The 22,022-nt window shown below is 56.8% G+C and carries 25 protein-coding genes; 9 read left to right on the top strand and 16 right to left on the bottom strand.

Translation table 11 applies throughout. From position 1 onward, the window contains the following. Positions 1-57: 57 nt before the first annotated feature. Positions 58-282, bottom strand: a complete 225-nt coding sequence (locus tag QKB66_RS09980; protein ID WP_061921035.1) for a DUF3107 domain-containing protein — start codon at positions 280-282, stop codon at positions 58-60. 76 nt (positions 283-358) lie between these two features. On the opposite strand from QKB66_RS09980, the gene QKB66_RS09975 reads away from it, so the two are divergent. Beyond that, on the top strand, positions 359-1,687 hold the full coding sequence (locus QKB66_RS09975; RefSeq protein WP_248092182.1) for a DEAD/DEAH box helicase: 1,329 nt from the start codon (positions 359-361) through the stop codon (positions 1,685-1,687). Then, the gene (locus QKB66_RS09970; RefSeq protein ID WP_248092185.1) at positions 1,684-2,922 is read left to right on the top strand and encodes a hypothetical protein; all 1,239 of its coding nucleotides are present in this window, start codon (positions 1,684-1,686) and stop codon (positions 2,920-2,922) included. The genes QKB66_RS09975 and QKB66_RS09970 overlap by 4 nt, the downstream gene beginning before the upstream one ends. 43 nt (positions 2,923-2,965) lie before the next feature. On the opposite strand, the gene QKB66_RS09965 is transcribed toward QKB66_RS09970, so the two are convergent. Then, on the bottom strand, positions 2,966-3,442 hold the full coding sequence (locus tag QKB66_RS09965) for a hypothetical protein (protein WP_248092188.1): 477 nt from the start codon (positions 3,440-3,442) through the stop codon (positions 2,966-2,968). A 560-nt stretch (positions 3,443-4,002) separates the two neighbouring features. On the opposite strand from QKB66_RS09965, the gene QKB66_RS09960 reads away from it, so the two are divergent. Continuing rightward, positions 4,003-4,263, top strand: coding sequence for a WhiB family transcriptional regulator (locus tag QKB66_RS09960; protein ID WP_061921027.1), 261 nt, complete (start codon positions 4,003-4,005; stop codon positions 4,261-4,263). Positions 4,264-4,377: 114 nt separating this feature from the next. Next, positions 4,378-4,452, top strand: coding sequence for a 50S ribosomal protein bL37 (locus tag QKB66_RS09955; RefSeq protein WP_096030696.1), 75 nt, complete (start codon positions 4,378-4,380; stop codon positions 4,450-4,452). 94 nt (positions 4,453-4,546) lie between these two features. On the opposite strand, the gene rsrA is transcribed toward QKB66_RS09955, so the two are convergent. Both rsrA and QKB66_RS09945 read right to left on the bottom strand, forming a co-directional pair. Continuing rightward, entirely contained in the window at positions 4,547-4,819 is a 273-nt protein-coding gene (gene rsrA, locus QKB66_RS09950) for a mycothiol system anti-sigma-R factor (protein ID WP_248092191.1), read from the bottom strand. Further along, complete coding sequence (locus tag QKB66_RS09945; RefSeq protein ID WP_248092194.1) at positions 4,819-5,430, bottom strand: sigma-70 family RNA polymerase sigma factor; 612 nt, start codon at positions 5,428-5,430, stop codon at positions 4,819-4,821. Before QKB66_RS09945 ends, rsrA begins: the two co-directional genes overlap by 1 nt. A gap of 31 nt (positions 5,431-5,461) precedes the next feature. Here QKB66_RS09945 and ybaK point away from each other — a divergent pair, with 31 nt between their 5' ends. Then, complete coding sequence (gene ybaK / locus QKB66_RS09940) at positions 5,462-5,980, top strand: Cys-tRNA(Pro) deacylase (protein ID WP_248092196.1); 519 nt, start codon at positions 5,462-5,464, stop codon at positions 5,978-5,980. Between the two features lie 17 nt (positions 5,981-5,997). Here the strand turns inward: ybaK and QKB66_RS09935 are convergent, their stop codons facing one another. Further along, positions 5,998-6,681: an SOS response-associated peptidase gene (locus QKB66_RS09935; protein WP_414253215.1), complete on the bottom strand. Its 684-nt coding sequence runs from the start codon at positions 6,679-6,681 to the stop codon at positions 5,998-6,000. A 20-nt stretch (positions 6,682-6,701) separates the two neighbouring features. On the opposite strand from QKB66_RS09935, the gene aroA reads away from it, so the two are divergent. Further along, positions 6,702-7,970 (top strand): 3-phosphoshikimate 1-carboxyvinyltransferase, encoded by a 1,269-nt coding sequence (gene aroA / locus QKB66_RS09930; protein WP_248092202.1) that lies wholly within the window; start codon positions 6,702-6,704, stop codon positions 7,968-7,970. Next, positions 7,963-8,982, top strand: a complete 1,020-nt coding sequence (gene rsgA / locus QKB66_RS09925; RefSeq protein WP_248092205.1) for a ribosome small subunit-dependent GTPase A — start codon at positions 7,963-7,965, stop codon at positions 8,980-8,982. The genes aroA and rsgA overlap by 8 nt, the downstream gene beginning before the upstream one ends. On the opposite strand, the gene QKB66_RS09920 is transcribed toward rsgA, so the two are convergent. Next, positions 8,979-9,494 (bottom strand): DUF6912 family protein, encoded by a 516-nt coding sequence (locus QKB66_RS09920; protein WP_414253214.1) that lies wholly within the window; start codon positions 9,492-9,494, stop codon positions 8,979-8,981. The genes rsgA and QKB66_RS09920 overlap by 4 nt on opposite strands. After that, positions 9,495-9,905: an HAD-IA family hydrolase gene (locus QKB66_RS09915; protein ID WP_248092208.1), complete on the bottom strand. Its 411-nt coding sequence runs from the start codon at positions 9,903-9,905 to the stop codon at positions 9,495-9,497. A 182-nt stretch (positions 9,906-10,087) separates the two neighbouring features. On the opposite strand from QKB66_RS09915, the gene QKB66_RS09910 reads away from it, so the two are divergent. Then, the gene (locus QKB66_RS09910; protein WP_248092210.1) at positions 10,088-10,495 is read left to right on the top strand and encodes a hypothetical protein; all 408 of its coding nucleotides are present in this window, start codon (positions 10,088-10,090) and stop codon (positions 10,493-10,495) included. A 42-nt stretch (positions 10,496-10,537) separates the two neighbouring features. Here the strand turns inward: QKB66_RS09910 and QKB66_RS09905 are convergent, their stop codons facing one another. The 9 genes from QKB66_RS09905 to QKB66_RS09865 all read right to left on the bottom strand — a co-directional run bounded on the left by QKB66_RS09905 (position 10,538) and on the right by QKB66_RS09865 (position 20,655). Beyond that, a complete protein-coding gene (locus QKB66_RS09905; RefSeq protein WP_248092212.1) occupies positions 10,538-10,891 on the bottom strand; it encodes a hypothetical protein in 354 nt (117 codons plus the stop codon). Between the two features lie 125 nt (positions 10,892-11,016). After that, positions 11,017-13,575 (bottom strand): preprotein translocase subunit SecA, encoded by a 2,559-nt coding sequence (gene secA, locus QKB66_RS09900; RefSeq protein ID WP_248092214.1) that lies wholly within the window; start codon positions 13,573-13,575, stop codon positions 11,017-11,019. Between the two features lie 212 nt (positions 13,576-13,787). Then, a complete protein-coding gene (gene hpf / locus QKB66_RS09895; protein ID WP_248092216.1) occupies positions 13,788-14,435 on the bottom strand; it encodes a ribosome hibernation-promoting factor, HPF/YfiA family in 648 nt (215 codons plus the stop codon). 199 nt (positions 14,436-14,634) lie between these two features. Next, positions 14,635-15,324 carry a ComF family protein gene (locus tag QKB66_RS09890; RefSeq protein WP_414253213.1) on the bottom strand — a complete coding sequence of 230 codons (690 nt, stop codon included), beginning with the start codon at positions 15,322-15,324 and terminating at the stop codon, positions 14,635-14,637. A gap of 133 nt (positions 15,325-15,457) precedes the next feature. Further along, the gene (locus tag QKB66_RS09885; protein ID WP_248092220.1) at positions 15,458-17,200 is read right to left on the bottom strand and encodes an LpqB family beta-propeller domain-containing protein; all 1,743 of its coding nucleotides are present in this window, start codon (positions 17,198-17,200) and stop codon (positions 15,458-15,460) included. Next, positions 17,197-18,894 (bottom strand): MtrAB system histidine kinase MtrB, encoded by a 1,698-nt coding sequence (mtrB, locus tag QKB66_RS09880; protein ID WP_248092221.1) that lies wholly within the window; start codon positions 18,892-18,894, stop codon positions 17,197-17,199. The genes QKB66_RS09885 and mtrB overlap by 4 nt, the downstream gene beginning before the upstream one ends. A 93-nt stretch (positions 18,895-18,987) precedes the next feature. Next, entirely contained in the window at positions 18,988-19,680 is a 693-nt protein-coding gene (gene mtrA / locus QKB66_RS09875) for an MtrAB system response regulator MtrA (protein ID WP_248092232.1), read from the bottom strand. A 4-nt stretch (positions 19,681-19,684) separates the two neighbouring features. After that, entirely contained in the window at positions 19,685-20,299 is a 615-nt protein-coding gene (locus QKB66_RS09870; protein ID WP_248092235.1) for a dTMP kinase, read from the bottom strand. Between the two features lie 2 nt (positions 20,300-20,301). After that, positions 20,302-20,655, bottom strand: a complete 354-nt coding sequence (locus QKB66_RS09865) for a DUF4259 domain-containing protein (protein ID WP_248092237.1) — start codon at positions 20,653-20,655, stop codon at positions 20,302-20,304. Positions 20,656-21,204: 549 nt separating this feature from the next. Here QKB66_RS09865 and QKB66_RS09860 point away from each other — a divergent pair. Continuing rightward, positions 21,205-22,020: a hypothetical protein gene (locus tag QKB66_RS09860; protein ID WP_414253212.1), complete on the top strand. Its 816-nt coding sequence runs from the start codon at positions 21,205-21,207 to the stop codon at positions 22,018-22,020. Positions 22,021-22,022 lie beyond the last annotated feature (2 nt).

The raw sequence follows: 22,022 nt of genomic DNA, 5'->3' as shown, positions 1-22,022 counted from the left end.
TACCCGTTGCACCCTTTTTGAGGGCAATTCCTCTGCTAGGGCGCAAACCTCATGGGTTTAAGCACCTGCGAAGCCGACGGCATGGGTCTTAGCGACGCCGATTTCTGCATAGACCACACGGTCAGTGCGAACGATGTACTTGCGGCCCTTGGTGTCTTCCAGCTCCAAGGTAGCGTTATCTGCCAATGCGGAATTGACCTTGGCTACCAGCTCTTCCTGGGTGCCCTCTGCGTGAATAACGAGCTCACGGGCGGTGTCTGCGAAACCAATCTTGATATCCATGAAAAGGTCTTCTCCTTAAAAGTTTAATTTAAAGTCTCAATGGCCCCACTATAGCCGCACCGGCTACTATTAAGTTGTGTCATTTCAACAGTCTGAGCTCTCGCAATCACCTACCTTTGCGTCCCTCGGCGTCGCAGCAGAGATCGTAGATGCCCTGGCCAGCCGCGGAATTGAGCGCACGTTCGCCATCCAGGAACTGACTCTTCCGATCGCGCTCGGCGGACAAGACCTCATCGGCCAAGCCCGCACTGGCATGGGAAAGACGCTCGGCTTCGGCATCCCAGTTCTAGATCGCGTGTTTGACGACGCCGATATTAAGGAACTAGACGGCACCCCTCGCGCCCTCATCGTGGTTCCTACTCGCGAGCTTGCGGTCCAAGTCGGCGAAGATCTTTCGGCTGCTGCTCGCAATCTCCCGGTCCGCCTTGCCACTTTGTACGGCGGGCGCCCTTATGAAGAGCAGATCAAGATGCTCAACAAGGGCGTCGATGTTGTCGTAGGTACCCCGGGCCGCCTTTTGGATCTGGTTCAGCAAGGCCACTTGAGCCTCGAGCACGTGGCAATCCTCGTGCTCGACGAGGCCGACGAGATGCTTGATCTGGGATTCTTGCCAGATATTGAAAAGATTCTGGAAGCTCTCCACGGCAATGCGCACCAAACCATGCTGTTTTCTGCCACTATGCCTGGCCCCATTTTGACCTTGGCACGTACTTTCATGTCGCGGCCTATCCATATCCGCGCCGAATCAGGCGACGAGAACCAAACCCATGCTTCTACCCGCAAGGTGACCTTCCAGGCTCACCGCATGGACAAGTTGGCGATTGTCTCCCGCGCGCTGCAGGCGGAAGGCCGCGGCAAGACCATCATCTTCGCCCGTACCAAACGCTCGGCAGCGGAAGTTGCAGACGAACTAGCCCAGCGCGGGTTCCGAGTCGGCGCAGTGCACGGTGACTTGGGCCAAGCAGCGCGTGAAAAGTCCCTCAACGCATTCCGCGAGGGCAAGGTGGAAATCCTCGTCGCCACCGACGTTGCCGCACGCGGTATCGACGTCGACGATGTCACCCACGTCATCAACTATCAGGTTCCAGATGACCCTATGACCTTTGTCCACCGCATTGGCCGCACTGGCCGCGCAGGCCATACCGGCACCGCAATCACCTTGGTGGGCTACGACGAGCTGGGTAAATGGCGCCTTATCAACGACGAACTCGACCTCAACGAACCGGAGCCACCGCAGTGGTTTAGCACGTCCCCTGAGCTTGCCGAAGCCCTGGGCTTTAAGGAGGGCATTGCCGAATCCGTCGGTCCCGCGGTTAAGATAATCGGCGCAACCTCTAAGCACAAAAAATATTCCACAAAAGTGCGTCCCTCCCGTAAACGCCGTACAAGGAGCCAACACCGATGAGCACCACACCAATCCTTCAAGCTAGTAAGTCTGATTGGATACGTACAGGCGTAATTACTGCCGTGTGTGCCATCGCTATTGGAGGCACTTTTTTCACTGCAAACATTCGAGAAGCTGAGCTCGTTCCGGCTAGCGAAGCCATGCCAGACGGCGTCGAAGTTTTGGCAAAGGCACCTGAAAAGCTCAACGAAGTATTCACGCTTTCTAACCCACTACTGCCGGGGCAACACCGCGCGCTTTCCGCGAAGGGGCTCCTAATTACACATACTGGGGAAACTATCACGGCATCCGATACTCACGGCGAAGAAAAATGGCGTTACTCCCGCCAAAATGCCGAATTATGTTCCCTCAGCACCGCTTGGGACAAGGTAGTGGCAACGTACCGCACTGGTGTCGGGTGCGGCGACACAGTGTCGATTGATGCTGCGACCGGTCAATACGCAGACACTCGAAGCGCAATTAACTCAGAGGAAGTAATCCCCATTACCTCTAATGATCGAGTTGGTACTGTGTCCGCTGAACGTGTCGATATTTGGAGATCCGACATGGTCCGCACGATTGAATACGGAAGCGTACAGGCAAAACAAGAGCCTGACTTTCAAGAACACGAAGACTGCTCTATCACGTCCGCGCTAACCCGTACAGAAAATCTCGCGGTAACCGAATCGTGTCCTGATGACCCTTCAGTCACCGCTCTTCGTTTTATGGGCACTACTCCGGAAGACTCTCGCAAACCAGAAGTTTCCGCGAACATCATTATGGCAAATCAGGGCTCACGAATCATCGCAGTGGGGCAAAAATCCGCAGCAGTCTACCAACCAGGCCCCAAACCACGTATCGATTCTTACTCCAATTCTGGGACGAAGCTCTCTTCAATGGAGGTCGCCGCTTCCCCTGACGTCAATAATTCCTCAACGCCTTTTTCACCAGCGATCGCTGACTTACCCCATCACATGTCCTGGTTCGATGGAAAGCGTCTCTATCTTTTTACGCCCTCTGAGCTCAAAGTCGACAAAGTACTCGAAGGCGCTATCGGTACCGGTGTAGCAGTAGGCGATCGCCTGCTTATGCCAACTAAGAAAGGCATTGCTGTGGTCAACTGGACCACCGGCGAAACCGAGCGCACCATCCGGGTCGACCGCGGCGACTATGAGGGCCCCGTTTTCCTCACGCAGTCCGGCACCACCATCGTGGAACAGCGCGGTGACACTGCCGTGGGCCTTAGCGCGCTTTAAGGCGCTACCCTGCGGCCGCAGCCCACCGCGGCTAGGCAGAAAACTAGCCGCGGAAGTTTGCTTCAGCCCACTTCGCAGAGTCCGGCACAAACATCACGAAGTACAACGCGGCAATAGCGCTCGCGAGCGTGACAACGCCGAGCACCGGAGAGCCGCCGCTAAACATCTGGAAAGAGCTCGCAGCGAGGATGAACTCGACGAGGACCACTGCTCCCCTGCCCCAGCGCTTTCCCTTTACAAAGGCAAGGGCACCGATAATCACAAAGCCGAACACGATGAAGATGAAGACAGCGGTGCCGAAACCAACGAAGTTGGAAGCGCCTGTCTCAGAGACCATCGAAGCGTTCTCAGCACCCATCAATTCACGGATAATGAGGAAGAGCCCGAAGGCAATAACGGCCACTGACTGCACGATGGCAATGCCCGCAGCAATCAGCACCGAGCGCGGCGCGCCCGAATTCGCCGCGGCGCTTTTTCCAAACTTTTTGACAGTGTTCTTCTTCGAATTCTTCTCAGTCACGCGCCACAGTTTACTCACCTGTTTAAAGCATGAGACGCATTGTCATGCCGTTACGGCGCGCGGATTTGATAACGCATGGGAACAAGTACTGCTAAAAGGCCCTTAACTTTCGACGCGGATGCACATCGGGGGGCATCTGTCCAGAAGTAGATTTGACGGTATCCAAGTCACCACACTCACCTAAAATCACCCAAAGTGGCAGGTAAACTAATTATTGCCAGCTTTCTTGCAGGAAGAATGGCGCCATTTTTCGCCGTTCACTTGCATGAAAGTCAGTGATCTTCGCAACAATTTGCCTCCTACCCCTAGCGGGATGGAGGTAAACATGTCATGATTCTCAAGTAGCAAAAACAACGGGCTGTTTAAGCAGTCCAAAACTTGGAACAACATCCAAGTGAACACAAAGTGAATCATGGCGGCGCCGACGCTGGCCCTAACTCGAGACAGGGCCCCACTGAGCGCAGACCGGTTCACTCCCACCCCTGTTAATTGCTGTAGTCCGCATTTGTGGACCGCAGAGACCTGTCATGCTGTCTAAATTTTGTTAGGAGATTTCAATCATGGATTGGCGCCACGAAGCTGTTTGCCGCGACGAAGACCCAGAGCTGTTCTTCCCAGTAGGCAACTCCGGCCCTGCACTTACCCAGATCGCAAAGGCCAAGCTGGTTTGCAACCGCTGCCCAGTTTCCTCCGCTTGCCTGAAGTGGGCACTGGAGTCCGGCCAGGATGCCGGCGTCTGGGGCGGTATGTCTGAGGAAGAGCGCCGCGCTCTCAAGCGCCGCCGCAACCGAGGCCGCGGCCGCGCACGCGTTACCGTTTAAATTTCACTCCCCTAATTCTCCGCTAACCTAACCCGATTTCCCACCGGCTGATCCAGCCACTAAAGTCAGTGGGTAAGTAATTTATCCGCTCACCTATTAGCAAGGAGGCCGCCCATGTCTAAGCGTGGTCGTAAGCGCAAGGATCGCCGTAAGAAGAGTGCAAATCACGGCAAGCGTCCTAGCGCATAAATAAGCAGCACGACAAAGGCTCGCTCTCCCTTCATTGAAGGAAGGCGAGCCTTTTGCTGTATCTAAAATAAGCTGCTGAATCTACCTTTGGATTTTAATTCCAGCGAACCTCGGCACGAGTTATTTCGATGGTGATGCGCTGACGCAGCGACTGTGGCGCTTTGGTGCCAGAACAACACTTGCGAACGAGCGCACGAACCACTTCTTCGCTTTCAAGGCGTGCTTGGCATTCGTCGCACTGGGCAATATGTTCGCGGATTTCTAGCGCACGCGCATAGCTTGTGCGCTCATCCAAAAGCTCGCAAAACAGTGCCTGGACCTCAGGAGAATTACATGCGCCGCAATTGTTCCCTGTCGCGTTGCTCATTACTTCTCCTCCATGTCTGGGTGGTTGAGACCGATGCCTTCTTCTCTAGCCACGTCTTTCAACGCGCCACGAAGGAGTTTTCTTCCACGATGTAGCCGGCTCATGACCGTGCCAAGTGGAGTGTCCATAATTTCTGCGATTTCCTTGTACGCCAAGCCTACGACGTCGGCGTAATAGACAACCATGCGATAATCCTCCGGCAAATCATTCATTGCCTCAGAGATCGCGGAATCCGGCATCAACTTCAATGCTTCGACTTCAGCCGATTCCAGGCCGGTCGAATCATGACCGGCAGTTGTATAGAGCTGAAAATCGCTCAGATCATCTGCTGAAGATTCCGCCGGGCGGCGCTTCGCCTTGCGATAGGAGTTGATGTAGGTATTGGTCATGATTCGGTAGAGCCAAGCTTTGAGGTTGGTGCCTTGCTTGAAGGAGTCGAAATTCTTATAAGCCTTCAGATAGGTCTCTTGAATCAAGTCTTCGGCGTCCTGCGGGTTGCGCGTAAGACGCATGGCTCCACCGTAGAGTTGGTCGAGTAAAGGCAGTGCTTGCTCCTCAAAGAGGCGCTGACTGTCCTTAGCGCTAGTAGTTTTTGTAGCCACGTATCCCATCCTAATGGGTTAGCATGACGCGGCTACTAAAATGCGGCTTATGTCCAAGTCCAAGAAAACTCCGCATGCCGCTACCCCAGCTTTAAAGATCTTGAAAGAAGCGGGAATCCCACATGAGGTGGCAATCTTCGAGGGCGGCACGGATCATTTCGGTGACACTGCCGCAGCGGAACTAGGCATCGATGCTGATCGCGTATTCAAGACTCTGGTGGTCGATCTCACCGCGGGCAAAGGCGCCAAGCGGGAATTAGCGGTTTGCGTGCTGCCAGTCTCACACAAGCTCAGCCTAAAGAAGGCGGCCGCGGCATTCGGTGCGGCGAAGGCGACGATGGCCGATCCTCAAGATGCCTCGAAATCCTCCGGCTATATTCCAGGCGGAATCTCTCCGCTAGGCCAAAAGCACGTTCTTCCCACCGCAATTGATGAAACGGCTGTCCTCTTCGACACCATCTTTTTCTCCGGCGGGCGCCGTGGCCTCGACATCGAAATGAATGCGGAGGACTTAGCCAAGGTTCTCGATATCACTTTCACCGACCTGGTAGCGCAGTAGTTGGCGCAACCATCGTTCTAGAACAGCCTTTCCGGGGGTTGTTCTGCAATAAGCTCGGCATAGTCGTTACGCACGTTGCCCACGGCTGGATCCGCGGGTCGCGCCTGAAAACCGGTGACGGTGCTTGGCTCGAGCAAAGGCTCGCCTGCCAGCCATGGCTCGATTTCCTCCTGCCGCAGGAACTTAGGCAGGCGGCCGTGCAGCCACGCCATTTCTTCGGTGGCTTCGGTGGTAATCATCGTGGCTGAAAGCCTGTCTTGGCCCGGGGACCACAGCCCAGCGGCAAAGAGCATGCCCTCTGGGCCGGTGACGTAATAGGGCGTCTTTTTGCCCTTGACTTTGGTTCCACCGCCTGGGCTTGGTAGGTCAGCTTTCCATTCGTAGTAGCCATCCAACGGAATGATGCAGCGATTGCGTGCGAAAGCCTCGCGGAACGAAGGCTTAGTCGCCACGGTTTCGGCACGCGCGTTAAAAAGCGGCGGGCCATCTAAGTCTTTCTTCCAATGCGGGATAAGACCCCAGCGTGCTGGCTCCACACGCGCTACGGATTCCTGTACACGCACCACGGCAATCGGCTGTGTCGGGGCGATGTTATAACGCGTCGGCGGCAGCCCTTGTGGGGCGTGGACCTCCTCAATACCTGGCCAGTCGCCAACCGCGGCGAGTAAAGACTCGCTGAACAAAACAAATCTTCCGCACATGAACTTATATTATGGACTACATGTCTTTGTATTGGTCAGCCCCGCGTGCCACCGGCCCACTGGATTGGGAACAACCCATTCCAGGGTCGAAGTCGATCACTAACCGCGCCTATATTCTGGCAGCGTTGGCTGACTCTCCATCTATCCTGCGCAATCCGTTGCAGTCACGCGATACGCGTCTTATGGAGGCAGCGCTTGAGTCCATGGGCGTTGCCTTCCGCCACGAAGGCAACGACGTCCACGTCAAGCCGGGCCCGCTGCACGGTGCCACCGTCGAGTGCGGTCTCGCAGGAACGGTCATGCGCTTTGTCCCACCCGTCGCAGCACTAGCCAATGGCCCTGTCCGCATCGACGGTGACCCGCAAGCACGCAAGCGCCCAATGGGCACGATGCTTTCCGCACTGCGCAGCCTTGGCGTTGAGGTCGAGGGCGAGGGCCTGCCCTTTGCCATCTTATCCACGTCAGTTCCAGTAGGCGGCGCAGTGACTATCGACGCCTCCGGTTCCTCCCAGTTCGTCTCCGGGCTCTTGCTTTCGGGCGCGCGCTTTAGAGAAGGCATCACCGTCACCCACGAAGGCGGCCCGCTTCCTTCCCTGCCGCATATCGAGATGACCTGTGCGATGCTGCGCCAAGCCGGCGTCGAAGTCGAAGAAAGCAAAAATACCTGGCGCGTTAGCCCCGGCCCCATCGCCGGCGGGGAATGGAACATCGAGCCTGATCTCTCCAACGCCACTCCGTTCATGGCCGCAGCGGCGGTTGCTGGCGGTCGCGTAACCATCCCGCAGTGGCCACAGCACACGACCCAGCCGGGCGCTGAGATGTGCGAGATCCTGCAAGCCATGGGCGCTCACGTGGAACAAACAGAAGATTCCGTCACCGTCATCGGTGCCGCAGACGGCAACCTGCATGGCATCGAAAAGCACATGGGCGATATCGGCGAGCTCACACCTACCGTCGCGGCCCTGTGTGCGCTTGCTTCCTCGCCCTCGCGTCTTAACGGCATCGCTCACCTGCGCGGCCACGAAACAGACCGTCTGACAGCGCTCGCAACCGAAATCAACGCCCTAGGTGGCAAGGTCACGGAGCTTTCCGACGGCCTCTATATCGAACCGGCGCAGCTCCACGGCGGGAAGTGGAATTCCTACGCGGACCACCGCATGGCAACCGCCGGCGCCATCATCGGGCTGCGCGTTAAAGGCGTGGAAGTAGAAGACATCAACGCCACTGCGAAAACACTTCCTGGCTTTGCGGGAATGTGGGAAGAAATGCTGGAGGCCGCCCGTGGCTAGAAGTGCACGCTCATACGACGAATCCGACGTACGTATCCGCCCCGGTAAGGGCTCGCGTCCGCGTACCAAGGATCGCCCCAAGCACAAGGACGCCAAGTTCGGCATGGTGGTGACCAAAGACCGCGGCCGCTGGGGCGTAGCGCTCGACGAGGGACCGCAGGTCGTCGCCATGCGTGCACGCGAGATGGGCCGCACCCCGGTCGAGGTCGGTGACCGAGTCGGCGTCGTCGGTGATACCAGCGGGCGCAAGGACACCCTCGCACGCATCGTCAAGCTTGCGGAGCGCACTTCTGTTTTGCGCCGCACTGCCGACGATACGGATCCTTATGAGCGCATCGTCGTCGCCAACGCCGACCGCATGCTCATCGTCACCGCAGTGGCGGATCCTCCCCCACGCTCTGGTTTTGTAGAGCGCGCACTCATCGCCGCCTTCGTCGGCAACGTGCACCCAGTACTCTGTCTGACCAAGACCGATCTCACCGACCCCACACCTTTTGCTGCCGAATTTGCAGATCTTGATGTCACCGTCGTCGAGGCGGGCGTCGATGATTCCTTGGACCAAGTGCGTGATGTGATTAATGGCCACGTCACGGCCCTCATCGGGCACTCCGGCGTAGGCAAATCCACGCTCGTTAATCGCTTGGTTCCCGGGGCTAAACGCGAGACCGGTGAGGTCTCCGCCGTGGGCAAGGGACGCCACACCTCCACGCAATCCGTCGCTCTTCCGCTGCCAGAAGAGCTTTGTGCAGACGGCGGCTGGATTATCGATACCCCAGGAATCCGTTCCTTTGGCCTGGCGCATGTCGACGCCGATACAGTCCTCGGTGTCTTTGAAGATCTAGCCGCGGCAACAGAATATTGCCCGCGCGGCTGCACGCACGTCGGTCCCCCAGCCGATCCAGAATGCGGGCTGGATCTGAAAATCCCCGAAGACTCAGCCTCCGCCCGCCGTCGTGACGCGGTGCGCAAGCTGCTCGAAGCGCTGCGCACCAACGTCGATTGGGAAAATTAGAGCAGCTCCACCAAGAAGGGCAGCTCAGATGGGTCGTAGAACGCCATAAAGTTATCCAGGGCGTCTCCTACGGCCAGCTCCGCGTCTTCGTCACCAAGATCGGCGTTATCGATGACCTCGATGGCCTTCGCGGTAGCTTCCTCAGACTCTTCCACATCCACGTGGATAGCCTGCAGGTTTTCCTCCGTAATGACTGCAGGATTCAGCTTGACTACCGGATCACCCATGTCAGGCTGGGCAGTTAACACAGACTCGTCAACGTCCACAGAAATAACTACGCGACGATGCGGGAAAGTCTCCTCGTCGCCAATGGCGAGCAGGCGAAGGGATGCCATCGAAGCCTCCAAGAATGCGGAGTAGGCAATCTCTTCTTCATCCCCCTCAGTGTAGAACTCGCGCAGCGCTGGGGTCACGGTAAAGCCCCAGCCGGAGCGTGCGGCCAACTGGCCGGTCTCCTTAAGCTCGCTGAGCATAGCGAAGGTCGCCGGCAGATAAACGCGCGCCTTAGCCACTTAGAACTCACCCTCGATGTCGAATACAGCCTGGATCTCAACGCTGGTGCGGTCGAAGACGGTATACAGCATGCCGAGCATTCCGAAATCAACGGCAGCACGCACGTTGAGAATAGAATCATCGACCATGACGCAGTCATTGATCGGCAGCTCGATGGCATCCGCCGCAGCCTGGAAGGCAGCCAGCTCAGGCTTTTCTGCCCCAATTTCGCCGGAAAGGATGACCGCATCAACGATGCCGCGGTATTCCCACTCGCGGATATGCTCTGCGCCTGGGCCACCTGGATCATTAGACAGGATGGCGGTCGCTACGCCGTTAGCCTTGGCTGCAGCGAACAGGGAACGCCAGCGCTTGACGTCTTCCTCGGTGCCGTCCAAGACACCAACGAAATCTACGATAAGACCGCGCATTTAAACTTCCTTAATACTAAAAGAGCGGGTGTGCTTTTGACGGACGAAAGTATATCTAAAAATAAAAAATATCGCGCCCACCCCTTTCAGCATTCTCACAGGAGCCAGCGCTTTCCGACGCCACGTGGCACAATGGTGGGTGCGTTCGCCTCCTGTAGGACTTGCAGGAAGGCTCACTTAAGTTGTATTCACCTATCCCTGGTTTTAGCCACCTCAAGCTCTATACCGCGCCCGATCGAGTGCGCTATGAGAGAAAGCCCACGGAAGAAGACCTTTCCACCCGCAAGGAAATCCTCGACCTTGTTATCTTCGCACTGGAGGTTACGGGTGGGCTACGCCCACTGCATCATCTAGCGGGCAATAAATACAACCGCGATATCAAAGTGCATTTGCGCGCTTGGACGCTTAATCATCGGCCCCACGATAGGCCGCTGCGCGCGCAGCTGCGAAGCCTGCACGCCCGTGCTAACGGTGAGTTCTTTGGCTCGGCCGATATTGGCGGCAAACACCATGGTTTTACCGGCTCCTTCAAGCACAATCGGCTAGAAGAGTTCCGCTTGCTCTCCCTTGGCCACAACCTGAATATCTAGGCTTAAGAGGCAGGGCTCGCACCAAGTACCTAGGGCCAAATATTAAAGCGAACCCAAGCGCAGCAGGATGTCGGTCCAATCCACCGAGGTCCATGCGCCGACGCCGAGACCAATCACAGAGGCGATGCCGCCGAAGAGCATGCCAATCTGGCCGAAGGCAGGGCGCCCTTCGGGGGTCTTACTGGGTTTTCCTTCTGCAATGCGTTCTACGCATTCTGCGACCGTGAGATTCTCGGTTTCGGCAGCAGAAAAGTAATCTTCCATGCCTGCAGCGACAACAGCCTCATGGCAGGAACGCGGTTCCTGCTCAACCTCGCCGTAGGCTTGCGCGGTTCCGCTCAGCAGCGTGGCAGACAAAAATGCTGAAAATCCCAGGCTGAGTGAACGACTGCGCACGGAGTTACCCTTCCTAGAAAAAGAAAATCTATCGTTAGCTTCCTTCTAGAGTATAGGAAACTGGCATAAAACTTAAAGCGCCTGACCAATTTCTTGGCCAGACGCTTCAAATGAGCTTAAATCCGTTAAGCCTCAGTGGTTTCAGTGGAAGCTGCCTGCGCTTCCTGCTGCGCCTTGAACTGCTTGCGGAGCATGAACAGCTGGCGGACGGTCTCTTCCTTGACGCCCTCGTTCATGGCGTTGAACATCTCGCCGCCTTCCTTCTGGTACTCCACCAGCGGATCGCGCTGTGCCATCGCGCGCAAGCCGATGCCTTCCTTCAGGTAGTCCATCTCGTAGAGGTGTTCACGCCACTTCTGGTCGATGATAGGCAGGATGACCATGCGTTCGGTGTTGCGCATCTGGGACTCGCCGCCGATAGCGCTAACGGACTCTTCGAGTTCGTCGTACTCGTGGTTAGCATCACTTAGCAATGCATCGCGCAGCTGCTCTGCGCTTAGCTCGCCGGCAGAACCGTACTCGGTGCCCTCCACCAGGGACTCGTGGCTCATAGTCGGGCCATAGAGAGACTCCAGAGCATTCCACAGCTCGTCCAAGTTCCAGTCCTCGACATAGCCGGTGGCAGTAGCGCCGGCAACATAAGCCGACACGGTGTCATCGATCATGTCGCGGATGTTGTCCTTGATGTCACCAGAATCCAAGATGTCGTGGCGGGTCGCGTAGACAACCTTGCGCTGCTCGTTGAGTACTTCGTCATACTTCAGAACGTTCTTACGCATTTCGAAGTTCTGATTCTCCACCTGTGCCTGGGCGCCCTTGATGGAGTTGGACACCATCTTCGCCTCGATCGGGACGTCGTCAGGCACGTTCAGGCGGTTCATCATGTTCTCCATGGACTGACCCACGAAGCGAACCATCAGCTCATCACGCATCGAAAGGTAGAAGCGGGTCTCACCGGGATCGCCCTGACGGCCGGAACGACCACGCAGCTGGTTATCGATACGGCGGGATTCGTGACGCTCGGTGCCTAGGACATAAAGGCCTCCTGCTTCACGGACCTCGTCACCCAGGCGCTTGGAACGCTCACGCTCTTCGTCAATCTCAGCGTCCCATGCCTCCTGGTAACGCTCTTCATCCTCGAAAGGATCGAGGCCGCGCTCACGCAGCTTCTCGTCCAGGATGACCTCGGGGTTGCCACCCAGCACGATATCGGTACCACGGCCTGCCATGTTGGTAGCAACGGTTACGGTGCCAGGGCGACCGGCGCGAGCAACAATCTGACCCTCTTCCTCGTGGTGCTTCGCGTTCAGGACGGAGTGCTTGACGCCACGCTTGGTCAAAAGCTGGGACAGGTACTCGGAGCGCTCAACGGAGGTGGTACCAACCAGGACCGGCTGGCCGGCCTCGACGTGCTCAGCAATGTCATCGACGACTGCGGCGAACTTTGCTTCCTGCGTCTTGTAGATGCGGTCAGCCTGGTCAACACGCTGGTTCGGCTTGTTCGTCGGAATCGGCACAACATCGAGACCATAAATGGAGTGCAGCTCGGCAGCCTCGGTCTCTGCGGTACCGGTCATACCGGAAATCTTCTCGTACAGGCGGAAGTAGTTCTGCAGAGTAACGGTCGCCAGAGTCTGGTTCTCGTTCTTGATCTCCACGTTCTCCTTGGCCTCAATGGCCTGGTGCATGCCCTCGTTGTAGCGACGGCCTGCCAGCACGCGGCCGGTGAAAGAGTCAACGATCATGACCTCACCGTTACGCACGATGTAGTCTTTATCGCGCGCAAACAGTTCCTTCGCCTTCAGCGCGTTGTTCAGGTAAGACACGAGCTGCGAGTGCTCTGGCGCATAGAGGTTGTCGATGCCCAGCTGGTCCTCCACGAATTCCACGCCATCCTCGAGCACACCGATGGTGCGCTTCTTATGGTCCACCTCGTAGTGGATGCCCTCGCGCATCTTCGGCGCAATCTGGGAGAAGACGTTGTAGAACTGGGAGGTTCCGTCCACCGGGCCGGAGATGATAAGCGGGGTACGGGCTTCGTCGATAAGAATGGAGTCAACCTCATCGACGATGCAGAAGTTATGGCCGCGCTGGACGACGTCGTCAAGCGTGCGGACCATGTTATCGCGCAAATAGTCAAAGCCCAGCTCGTTGTTGGTACCGTAGGTGATATCGCAGCCGTAGGCTTCCTTGCGCTGTGCAGGGCGCATCTCAGAAAGAATGACGCCAACGCTAAGGCCCAGCCAGCGGTGCACACGACCCATCATCTCGGCGTCACGCTTTGCCAAGTAATCGTTGACGGTAACGATGTGCACGCCCTTGCCCTCAAGCGCATTGAGGTAAGCCGGTAGCAGCGAGGTCAGGGTCTTGCCCTCACCGGTGCGCATCTCGGCAACGTTGCCGAAGTGCAGCGCCGCGCCACCCATGATCTGCACCTTGTAGTGCTTCTGATCGAGCACGCGCCAAGCGGCTTCACGGACGGTGGCAAAAGCCTCGAGAAGAATGTCATTCATCTCTTCACCGGCCCCCAGGCGGTCCTTGAATTCCTGGGTCTTTGCCTTTAGTTCTGCATCAGATAGCGCGGCGTACTCCGCATCGAGAGCAATAACGTCATCAGCCATCTTCGCTAGGCGCTTGACGGTGCGTCCTTCGCCTGCGCGCAGCAGCTTGGAGAGTCCAAACACTTCTAGATAGTCCTTCTTATCGCGACAAAATAGTTAACTTCTCGTCATTGTACCCACTGGGTAGTTAAAGCTTGATTCCGACCACCTTATAAACCACTGAACGTTTGCAGTGCGTCGGCAAAACTTTAGCCCCTCCTCCGCGACGCATAGACCTGACAATCAGGGACTTAAGCGAACGCGGCGGAAGGGCTAAATCTTAAAAGGAGTTAGGTTTACTCCTCTGTTGCGTCCTCCGACAGGGAGATGATGCCGTAATCGAAAGCATGACGACGGTAGACCACAGATGGCTTGTTGTTTTCTTTGTTGACGAAGAGGTAGAAGTCGTGGCCCACGAGCTCCATCTCACTCAAAGCATCATCGATGCTCATCGGGGTAGCCGGGTGCTCCTTGGAGCGGACGATCTGGCCAGGGCGAACATCCTCGACGGTTTCTGCATAAGGATCGATGTAGCGCTCTTCCTTCGCACGCTCGTGCTCTGCAGCAGCAACCATCTCAGCAGCGAGCTCGCCGGTACCCTTCTGCGCGCGGTGACCGGACTTCACGTTCTCACGGCGGACCTTGACCTTACGCAGGGAACGCTCCATCTTTGCCAGAGCGGTTTCCAGTGCTGCGTAGAAGGAATCTTCCTTTGCTTCAGCGCGAGCGATATGGCCCTTACCCGTTGCGGTGATCTGGATGCGATCAGACTCTGCTTCACGACGCGGGTTCGGCTCGTGCTGGAGCTCCACGTGGAAGAAAGTCAGAGTCGGGTCAAGGCGTTCAATCTTGGCCAGCTTTTCGGTGACGCGCTCTTGGAAGTGGTCTGGTACCTCGACGTTACGACCGGTGATGGTGACCTGAGCGTTGGTGGGCTGGGACATTGAGTTGCCTCCCTTATCTCGTGGGGACTGATTGACTGCACATTCCGCAGGTGAAAGGCCCTTTCCAGTCCGACTTCCCAAGATAGAAACCGGATGGTTTGGGACACTTTAACTACTTCCCTGTGACACTCTTCATGGTAGCACTGGTCATAACCAAGGGGACCAATAGGGCCGGAATTACCCCTGCAACCAACCGAATCTAAGCTTCTGCCAGTACGATTGCCCCGTCAGGGACTCCCCCGCTACCCCGCAGGCAGCTGGCGCTGGCCACCAAAGTTGCACCGGTGGTTACCACATCGTCGACAAGCAGCAATCGTCGTCCCACAATCCGGCTTGCAGCGGGCCTGGCCTGCACCGCTGCGCGCATATTGTCCCAGCGTTGAGTTGCAGAAAGCTCGGATTGATCGGCCGCTGACTCCCGAACTTCCAACGCCTCGCATACGCTTACCCGCGGCAAGGTCTTGGCCACCTGCATGCATATCTGCGCTACCGGGTCGCCACCGCGTGCCCGCGCCGAAGAACGCCGCGTGGGGGCTGGCACCAGCACTAATTCCTCCGGAATCTCGCCGCGCGCCCGCAAATGTTCAATGCCTGCGGCATATACTGCTGCCACATGGCTGCGCACTTTGCGATTGCCCCGCTCCTTCATGGCCACGATGAGGTTTCGCCGCACGTCCGAATAGGGCCCGAGCGCCCATACCGGCATCCCCAACGGGACCGGCCTAGCAATCTGTTGCGGCAGAGCCCACAAATGCAGCTGGCAACGCGCACATAGCTGTGCTGCAGCCTCTAGCTCTCCCCCACATCCGGCACACTGACGCGGAACAACGATTTCGAATAGTGCCGCCGCACGCTGTGCCAAAACGCGCGAATCCCAATGCTTACCCACTGGTGCCACCTATCTCTCCCCCGAGCACTTGGCTTATTTTCGCCCCATGTTTGCCTCACGCTGGCTTGTCTCACAATTGCCTAAAAGCCACCCCAGCTTGAGGCGCAAACGTCACAACTTATATAAGGCGCTTTTACTTGACAACGATAGGTGAAGAACGCTGCCCCTGCAGGCCGGCAACCTCGCGCCAGAAAGTGTTGTCGGTGCTTTCGGCTGGCAGCTCTAGCAATGCGTGAGAGTCGGTGATGTAAAGCTTCGTTGGAGAAGCTGCCACTGCCACCACCGGTGCGGTCACGTTACCCGTTGCCAAAGTCGTTGCAGAAGAGCCATCCTGTTCGATGCGCCATACCGGGGAGTTCACGCTATCTGTGCCCACCATCAATCCACCGTCGCTCATCCAATCCAGCGAAAGCGCGGTATTTTGAATCTCTTGGCTCACGCGATGCGCATTAACGATTGAGTACTTACGGTTTTTGCCGCGCACGACGACGCCGACGTAGACGTTGCCCTCAATAATCATCGCAACGCGTGCTCCGGTAGCCGAGAGGCGGATAACAGAAATCTCGCCCTGAATGCTATCCAGGCTAGAGGCATCAATTTCAGATTGATGTAGTTCGCCCTTCGCCGAGCGGGATACGCGAACAACTTTCTTGCCATCCACAACAGTCCAAATGCTCTGGCCATTTGCCTCAAAGGTCGGGCGCGCCAGCGTCTTAGCCTTCAGGTCATCCTCCAGCTTTACGCCTAGCTCTCCCATGCTCAATTGATATTCATCGGAGGACTTCTTACGTATTGCGGCTACGATTCCTTCCTTGGAAATATCCGCAGACTGGACATCTGACCCCCTGCCCAAAACGCTATTGGCTGGCTCCACCTGGTCACCTGCGACTTCAAACAAGGCTCCGTTGTTGACGGCGAAAAGCTGGGTGTCAGAGCTGACCAGATTTCCCGGGTTGAATTCAGCAAAATCATCGACGGTCATCACGTCCAAGCCATCAACGAGAGGGCTGCCATCCGCCGTAGCTTTAACGGTGGTAGATACACCGGCGTTGTTTAACGTCCATGTCAGCGCCGCGGCAAAGCGGAAACGCTCGTCCTTGCTCATCGAGCTCAACCCGCCGAAGTTGTAAGTGCCGTTTTCATATCCCAAGAACGTCGCCGAAGTTGGCGTTAGATCTGTAGTCGCCGGACGCAGATCAGTATTGGGGCCTTCCAGCAACAAGGTGACAATTTCACTGTCGATGGATTGCTGGCCGGTGTAGATCCAGCGCCTATCCGAAACGAGCGATTCGCCCGACTGCCCCAAGAAATAAAGCGAAATTGGCCGGTAATTATTACGCAAGTCGTTGCGTTCAATGACCAACTTGGGCGGGAAATCTTGGATACGCCACTGCCCGTCCACCTTTTGCATTTGCACGGTGGCTGAATAATCGCGTCCACTCGGGGTATAAGCGCCGTTAGGGCTCAAGGTACCGATATGCTTTCCACTGACTTCGAAGGTTTTATGGTCCAGGCCATTATCCGTGGTCAAGATGTCGATAGAGTCCACCACATCCACGGCTTCTTTCGGCGTCCATTGCTCTTGAGCGTCCGGTGTTAGGAAGTTGCGGGTGGATTGATAATCATTGGCCGGCTTTCCAGAGGCTTTGTAGAATTCACGCAGTACCAAGTCTGCATCCGCGCCCTGCTTCGGGGACATGATTTCCACTTGCGGATCGGCTTGCGGTGCAAAGGTGGCGATGACTTCGGGCGCAGTGTTATTCGGCAGCGTCGAGCAGCCGGCAGCCGAGAACAAGAAAAAGCCACTAAACAGCGCTAGACACTGCCGCGCCTGCTTTTTCCACTGCGTAGCCCTAGACGAGTTGGGATTATTCATCGCTGCTCCTTCTCGTCGCCTTGTACACCCTTATCCAGGTGCGCTACCTCGCTTTCGGCGACGCTACCAGAGCGATCACCGCTGGATTCAGGGCCAGGTTGCGGGGCGTCGTCAAGCACCGCGGACTCCAGCTCTACGAACTCACGAGCACGGCGCTCCGAAGGCCAGATGATGCCGACATCTTCTTGCTCCATTACCTCTGCCGCTTCCAGTTCCGGCTGCGGGGCATTGGGGACCTCAAGGGCAATCGGCTGCTCTTCGATGGCCGTGTTCGGCACGCGGGGCACGATGAGGCGGAAGCGCGAACCGACGCCGATATAACCGATGGCATCGAGCGTACCGCCGTGCAAGACCGCATCCTCGCGGGCGATGGCCAAGCCCAAACCGGTACCACCTGAATGGCGCTTACGCGAAGCATCTGCACGCCAGAAACGGTTGAATACGAGCTCTTCTTGACCGTCCTTCAGGCCCACGCCAGAGTCGGTCACCGCGATGCCCACCGCTTGGTCGTTGGCCTGCAAATCGACGACCACGGGATTTCCCTCAGAGTGGTCGATAGCGTTGGCCAAAAGATTTCGCAAGATGCGCTCAATGCGGCGCGAATCCGCTTCGATAGTGACGGGCTCATCCGGCATATTAACCTGCACGTCGACGTTTAATTCCTCTGCCAGGTGCTGGACCTGTGCCAGCGCAGAGTCAACACAGGAGCGGGCGTCGAATGAGGCCGTGGAAAGGTCAGCCACGCCCGCATCATGGCGCGAGATTTCCAGCAGGTCGGCGAGCAATTCCTCGAAGCGATCAAGCTCGCGAATCATTAGCGCAGATGCACGGCGAGTATGCGGCTCAAGGGAATCTGGATCAGCAGCGATGAGGTCCGCCGCCATGCGCACCGTGGTCAACGGAGTGCGCAGCTCATGGGAGACGTCTGAAGTAAATTGGCGCTGGAGATCGCCGTATTCCTCAAGCTGGTTGATCTGCTTTGAAAGCTTGTCGGCCATGTCGTTGAAAGAGCCTGCCAGACGGCCCATCTCATCATCAGAGTTGACCACCATACGCTCGCGCAAGTGACCTGCCGCGAGGCGTTGCGCAATGCGGGATGCGGAACGAATGGGAACGATAACCTGCTGCGTTGCCAGCCAAGCGATGCCGACCAGCAACACGACAACCACCACGCCGGCTGCCGAAAGCAAACCGCGCATGAGAGCCATTGTGGCTTCCTCAGACTCCATCGACAGCACCAGATAAACCTGGGCGTTTGGAATATCGGAATCGATAGGGGTGCCAACAATCAAGGCATTATAAGGATCGCCGCCGGGGTGATCCACGCTGGTGTATTGCTGCGCCACCTGGCCGTTAGACACCAAGTCCCGTAATTCATTGGGCAAGCGGAAGCCCTCAGGAGAAGTAGTAAGAGAGTTATCGTCGTTTTCTACGGCGATAACAGCTTCATAGGCTTCTTGGTGTTCGTTGTGATCAGCCGATAGCTGGCCAAGGGAAGAACGTGCGGAATTGATGCGCACCTGGTTCGAGTTGGCGCTGCCAGTAGCATCGATTTGCTGCTCCACGGTAGTACGCGCGCGATCGAGCTCCTGGCGGGCTGCATCTTCTTTTTGACTGACCAAACGCTGCGTCAGCACCGAGACAAGCGCGTACGCCAACAAGAGCATGACCACCGTGGATGCCACGAGGATCATGCCGATGACCCTTGTCTGCAGCGATGTGCGCCACTTATCTACAACGCCATCCTGCAGACGCTTAAACCAATCAAAAATAACTGCGGGTCCTCTTTATTCGCCGACGCCAGTCTTGCCGGTCTTATAGCCAACGCCACGGACGGTCAGGACGATCTGCGGGTCTTCCGGATCGTGCTCGATCTTGGCGCGCAGACGCTGCACGTGCACATTGACAAGACGGGTATCAGAAGCATGGCGGTAGCCCCAGACGGATTCCAGTAGCGCTTCACGGGTGTGCACCTGGCCAGGCTTGCGTGCCATCTCGAGGAGTAAGTCGAATTCCAGTGGGGTAAGTGAAAGCTCCTCGCCATTGACGCGCTTGACGGTATGTTCCGGGACGTCGACGACTAGGTCGCCGACCTCGATGAGCTCGCTGGAGGAAGAGTCGGTGCGGCGCAGGCGCGCACGAATGCGGGCAACCAGCTCCTTCGGCTTGAAGGGCTTGGTGATGTAATCATCAGCGCCAGATTCCAAGCCAAGCACCACGTCGACAGTGTCCGTCTTCGCGGTGAGCATAACGATAGGAACTGCCGATTCCGAGCGGATGGCGCGGCAAATATCAACGCCATTCATGCCCGGCAGCATGAGGTCAAGCAGGATGAGCTCTGGCTCGTGTTCGTGGAAAGCAGGAACTGCCTCATTGCCGTCAGTAACAGCGATGGGCTCAAAGCCTTCGGCCTCAAGAACGATGGTCAACATTTCCGAGATGGCTGGATCATCGTCAACGACCAGAATCTTCGGCGCCATTTTCCTACTCCTCTACGAGTTCCTTGACAGATTGCACAATCATATCGGTATCAGCGGTGGCGATCCAGCGTCCGCCCCACGCATGTTCCGCTAATCGACGATACGCCGCCGCAGTGTTCGCCTGCAGATCACTGTCTTTTTCATAACGGTCACGGGCACGGCTGGCGTCCTCGGCTGCGCGCGCCTCGGCTCGGGCTGCAGCGAGCTCGACGTCGGTGTCGAGAAAGATCTGCAGGCTCGGCTTAGGCAGCCCCAAACGCGAAAACTCAAGGTCGTAGACCCAGTCTATGACCTCATCAGTACCCAAGCGCGCGGCCGAGTAGGCGGCGTTTGAGGCCACGTAACGGTCCAAAATGAGCAGGTTTTTGCCCTCTTGCGCTTCCAACAGGCGGTCTTTTGCGCCATACCTGTCAAGAGCAAAGAGGGTGGCCATGGCATAGGCGGAATCCGTTAAGTCCCCCATCCGGCCGTAGAGAGCCTCTTGGGCCAGCTGCGCGTGCACGGATTCTTCATAGCGCGGAAAGCCCAAGACATCGACTTCTACAGAAAGCTCGCCTTTTATCCTGTTTACGAGCGTGTTCTTGCCCGCACCGTCAATTCCTTCGATGCTAACCAGCATTATTAGGACAAAGCCTCAATGAATGCTTCGAGGTCATAATCTTCTTCCACGCCCTCCAGCAATTCCAGAGCCTGCTCGTTGAGCTCTTCGCTGCCGGAGCCGGCAAGACCACGGATAAACGGATAGGAAGAAACAACTTCACCGGCGCTAAACGGCGCACCGGCCCAGATTGCGGCGATGGTAGCGGCCGCTAGCGCATTGCACTGTTCCTCTTCGGATACGGAATTGCCATTCGTAGCCAAGGCACAAGCATCAGATACAGACTCAACGATGTCCTCGTCATCAAGGTTGGCGAGTTCATCCAGGAAATCAACGTTGATGTCATCTGCAAAGATGTCTTCGTCCCAACTGCTCATTGCGCTCTCCTTTGATATAACGCGAAAGTTCTACTGCTGGTGGCCTCCACCGCGGGCAGACAGTTGATGAAGGGGAGAAATCTTCCCGCGATGTTTACTTCTATATCTAGCCGCTGCCGCTGCTTTTGTCAGTGCGTTGCCACAGTCAATTTATACGTTAAAAACCACAGAGAGAATCAACACACTTTAGGCTGAGCGCGGAAACAAAGGTCAACCGCCAATTCAGTCCAGACGGACAGGCACCTTAGGCCGTGTAGGACGCAAAATTTCTCCGGCTGCGCACTGCGAAGCGGATGCCGAACTAGCTAAACCATTTTCCGAAATGCCTTTCAAGGAAACTTCCGTCTACATGGCTATGCGTAAGATGCCTATTCCACTAAATGCTCTTACATGGTATGGTCGTTACCTAGTTGTTACAAATATCAGTTTCTAGCCCGCATCCCCGCTGGTCGGAAGCTATTTCTTTGAAGTCCATTATTGTAACGGTTAAAACTAAGCCATTCCCCTTAGAACCTTCCATAGATGGCTTGAGAAGGAAAGGAGCTTACGATGAAGCCCGATGCACGTCGCGTGTATGTCTTTATCGCCCTCGGTCTCCTTTTCGCGTTGTTCGTAGGCTACGGTGTCTGGCGCGTTTCCACGCCTGACACCGTGGCGTCGCACAGCACCAGCGAGTCTGTAACCCAGGTTGGCGAGACCGAGTCGCAAAGCAAGCACACCTCGCAAACCACCACCACGAGCAGCCGCCCCCACTCCAAGCACAGCAGCAAGAGCCACAAAGACAGCTCTTCCCGCAAGCGCGCGGCGGCACTCAAGAATGACCCATTCTTAGCCCCAAACGCCTTTACCGGCAGCGCCTCTAACACTGGCCCCACGTTGGTTTACCGCCCGGAGAACCTCTCCTCCCAGTCCCGCGCCACCGCGCAGCAGAATGCCAACGGCACCTACGCAACGGGCTACCCACAGGAGCCTTCTAACAGCGCCTCCGGCACTGCTGCACCAACCCCTTCTACGCAGGCAACTGCACAACAGCCAACCAGCCAAGCTTCCGCACCAAGCAACGCGCAGCCAAGCCTGACTGAAACTGTCCGTCCAAAGCGCGGGGATTCCGACTCCAGCCAGTCCACGACGGCTCAGCCCGTCGAGTCTTCTCCTTCGGGCGAAGCCACCCCAGACAAGATAAACGGCACGGAAGCTCCTGCTACCGATGCAGCGCCAACTTTTGGAGGCAGTGGCGATACCGTCGATGCCCCGCAGCCAAGCTCCGCGCCGACCTATGCAGATGCTTCTAAGGAGCCGATTGCTGTTGATATCGAGGACACCAACATGACCGAAGCCGTTGATGCCTCCGATCCAACCGGCTAGGC

The organism is Corynebacterium sp. c25Ua_89, from assembly GCF_047459735.1.
In the GTDB taxonomy this organism is placed as follows: domain Bacteria; phylum Actinomycetota; class Actinomycetes; order Mycobacteriales; family Mycobacteriaceae; genus Corynebacterium; species Corynebacterium simulans.
This window is presented reverse-complemented; position numbering and strand designations above follow the sequence as displayed.

What these genes read in the sequence shown, in the direction of transcription:
- QKB66_RS09980 (WP_061921035.1), bottom strand. Translation starts at nt 282, where the DNA reads ATGGATATCAAGATTGGTTTCGCAGACACCGCCCGTGAGCTCGTTATT.
- QKB66_RS09970 (WP_248092185.1), top strand. Translation starts at nt 1,684, where the DNA reads ATGAGCACCACACCAATCCTTCAAGCTAGTAAGTCTGATTGGATACGT.
- QKB66_RS09960 (WP_061921027.1), top strand. Translation starts at nt 4,003, where the DNA reads ATGGATTGGCGCCACGAAGCTGTTTGCCGCGACGAAGACCCAGAGCTG.
- rsrA (WP_248092191.1), bottom strand. Translation starts at nt 4,819, where the DNA reads ATGAGCAACGCGACAGGGAACAATTGCGGCGCATGTAATTCTCCTGAG.
- QKB66_RS09945 (WP_248092194.1), bottom strand. Translation starts at nt 5,430, where the DNA reads ATGGGATACGTGGCTACAAAAACTACTAGCGCTAAGGACAGTCAGCGC.
- ybaK (WP_248092196.1), top strand. Translation starts at nt 5,462, where the DNA reads ATGCGGCTTATGTCCAAGTCCAAGAAAACTCCGCATGCCGCTACCCCA.
- QKB66_RS09935 (WP_414253215.1), bottom strand. Translation starts at nt 6,681, where the DNA reads ATGTGCGGAAGATTTGTTTTGTTCAGCGAGTCTTTACTCGCCGCGGTT.
- aroA (WP_248092202.1), top strand. Translation starts at nt 6,702, where the DNA reads ATGTCTTTGTATTGGTCAGCCCCGCGTGCCACCGGCCCACTGGATTGG.
- QKB66_RS09915 (WP_248092208.1), bottom strand. Translation starts at nt 9,905, where the DNA reads ATGCGCGGTCTTATCGTAGATTTCGTTGGTGTCTTGGACGGCACCGAG.
- hpf (WP_248092216.1), bottom strand. Translation starts at nt 14,435, where the DNA reads ATGTCCCAGCCCACCAACGCTCAGGTCACCATCACCGGTCGTAACGTC.
- QKB66_RS09885 (WP_248092220.1), bottom strand. Translation starts at nt 17,200, where the DNA reads ATGAATAATCCCAACTCGTCTAGGGCTACGCAGTGGAAAAAGCAGGCG.
- mtrB (WP_248092221.1), bottom strand. Translation starts at nt 18,894, where the DNA reads ATGATCCTCGTGGCATCCACGGTGGTCATGCTCTTGTTGGCGTACGCG.
- mtrA (WP_248092232.1), bottom strand. Translation starts at nt 19,680, where the DNA reads ATGGCGCCGAAGATTCTGGTCGTTGACGATGATCCAGCCATCTCGGAA.
- QKB66_RS09870 (WP_248092235.1), bottom strand. Translation starts at nt 20,299, where the DNA reads ATGCTGGTTAGCATCGAAGGAATTGACGGTGCGGGCAAGAACACGCTC.
- QKB66_RS09865 (WP_248092237.1), bottom strand. Translation starts at nt 20,655, where the DNA reads ATGAGCAGTTGGGACGAAGACATCTTTGCAGATGACATCAACGTTGAT.
- QKB66_RS09860 (WP_414253212.1), top strand. Translation starts at nt 21,205, where the DNA reads ATGAAGCCCGATGCACGTCGCGTGTATGTCTTTATCGCCCTCGGTCTC.